Origin of the sequence: Cetobacterium sp. (assembly GCF_048470075.1) — a bacterium.
In the GTDB taxonomy this organism is placed as follows: Bacteria; Fusobacteriota; Fusobacteriia; order Fusobacteriales; family Fusobacteriaceae; genus Cetobacterium_A.
In genome coordinates, this window is the sequence record NZ_DBGBQB010000297.1 from 1 (window position 1) to 2,295 (window position 2,295).

Below are 2,295 nucleotides of genomic sequence, written 5' to 3' on the forward strand. Positions count from 1 at the left end.
GATTATTGCCCTGAACTTTCAGAAATTGCTAAATATTATGGTATTAAATACAATAACCAACTTGGTTTAGACTCTTTAAAAAAATTAAAATTAAATATACAGATATTTCAAAAGATGTTAAAGGATCCAAAAGGGTCTATTTTTGTAAGAGATTTTATATTTAATGACAACTCATATTTAACTTAGGGTAAAAAAAAGAGGCTATATTTTATTGGCCTCTTTTTACTTATTTTACTTATTTATTCTATTGTATCTTTGAATTATTCTATCTGAATCATTTACCACCTTATCAACTATTTTATCAACTGTTATTTTACCCTCATAGTTATTTTCCATTGCTTCAACTACTTTCTCTCTCACCTCTGGAAATACTCCTAAAATAGCCCCCTGTGTTGCGAATGATGGTTTAGTTTCTTTTATTTCAGCAACTGCTGTTTTAAACTGAGGATACTTTTCCATATTCTCTTTCATCTCCACAGTGTCATAAGACTCTTTATTTACAGGGTAATATCCAGTGTTAATTGACCAATATGATTGAACATCTTTTGATACTGCATATTTTACAAAATCCCATGCCGCTTTCTGTGTAGAATCAGCAGCTGAATTTGTTATCCATAGAGAGGCTCCACCTACAACACTTCCATTAAACTCTCCACTTGAATTTGGAATAAATCCTGTTCCTACTTCAAAGTTTGAATTCTTAATGATACCCTTTATACCAGCTGAAGAATCTAAATACATAGCTACCTTTCCAGAAGCAAAAGCCGTTCTTGTTGAATCCCACTCTCTACCATAAGATGTTGCTGAACCATCTTTATACATCTTTCTTAACCACTCTAAAATTTCAGGTAAATCTTTTTTATATGCAACCTCTGTCGGTGTTTCTCCAGTTCTTCCATTCTCTTTATTTACATATAATTTATTATCATTAGCTAAAAACTGCTCTATAAACCATCCGTACATAATCATGGCTGACCCATATCTATCAATTGACCCATTACTGTTTTTCTTTGTTAATTTTTTAGAATACTCTGCATATTCTGAATAACTTTTTGGTGGAGTATTTGGATCTAATCCAGCTTCTTTAAAAGCCTCTTTATTATAGATTAGAATCGCTGTCGATGAATTGAATGGCATAGAGTATAACTCCCCTCCAATTCTATAGTAATTTAAAAGAGCATCCTCCAATCTATTGGCATCAAAATTATCATTTTTTATAAATTTCTCCATTGGAGTTATGGCTCCGCTTTTATACATAAATGCTGTTGATATATCATTCATTTGAATTAAAGTTGGAGCTTCCTTTGTTCCAGAAATAGCCTTAAATTTTGCAATTGTTTCCTCATAAGAGCCTTGATAAATTGCTTCAACCTCAATATTGCTCTGTGAACCATTGTAATCATTGACTATTTTATTTAAACTATTTTGTAGTTCACCGCTCATCGAATGCCAAAATACAACTTTTTCCTTTGCGAACATCACTGTTGAAACCGTTAATCCCAATACTACCATTTTCTTTAAATTCATTTTTCCTCCCACTATTTTATAGTTTTAATTTTAATATTACTCTTTTACTGCTCCAGAAGTCATTCCTTTTTGAAGTTGACTTTGTCCTAAAAATAACACTATTAAAGATGGAATAATGACTATAATAACCGCTGCCATTAAAACCCCAAAATTTGTTCCCTCTTCTGATTTTATCATTTTTAATCCAATCTGAATTGTTCTTGACTCTGGCCTTGTAGAAACCATAAGTGGCCATAGATACATATTCCACACATTTAAAAATGAGTATATCCCCCATGTACTTAATATACCTTTAGAAAGGGGTAATACAATTTTTAAATATATAAAGCCATGGCTACAACCATCAATTTTAGCCGCTTCAATTAAAGATTTATTCAATGTTTTAAACTGTTGAACCATTAAGAAGATTCCCAATCCACTAGCTAAAAATGGTAATATAACTCCCAACTTTGTATTCAATAACCTCATTTTTAGTATTATAAAATAATTGGGTATAAATATAGCTTCCCACGGAATAAATATTGAGCACATTATCAATAGAAAAATAATTTTCCTCTCTTTAAATTCAATAAAAACTAAAGCATATGCAGTAAGACTACATATGATAATCTGAAACACCATTGCAACAAGTGATGTTATTAGACTATTTATAAAAAATTGAAATATTGGAATATTTTGTAAAAGTTCTTTATAATTTATAAAATTTATCTCAGATGGAAATAGTTTTCCACTCATAATATCTCTAGTTGTCATAAAACTTGAAACTAA

General features: G+C 30.3%; 3 protein-coding genes. 1 reads left to right on the forward strand and 2 read right to left on the reverse strand.

What is annotated here, in order from left to right; genetic code table 11:
* The coding region (locus tag ACMOUI_RS10370) for a hypothetical protein (protein WP_418965625.1) at positions 1–186 on the forward strand (186 nt) is incomplete at its 5' end.
* A gap of 45 nt (positions 187–231) precedes the next feature.
* Here the strand turns inward: ACMOUI_RS10370 and ACMOUI_RS10375 are convergent.
* On the reverse strand, positions 232–1,527 hold the full coding sequence (locus tag ACMOUI_RS10375) for an ABC transporter substrate-binding protein (RefSeq protein ID WP_418965626.1): 1,296 nt from the start codon (positions 1,525–1,527) through the stop codon (positions 232–234).
* A 36-nt stretch (positions 1,528–1,563) separates the two neighbouring features.
* The coding region (locus ACMOUI_RS10380) for a carbohydrate ABC transporter permease (RefSeq protein WP_418965627.1) at positions 1,564–2,295 on the reverse strand (732 nt) is incomplete at its 5' end.

What these genes read in the sequence shown, in the direction of transcription:
- ACMOUI_RS10375 (WP_418965626.1), bottom strand. Translation starts at nt 1,527, where the DNA reads ATGAATTTAAAGAAAATGGTAGTATTGGGATTAACGGTTTCAACAGTG.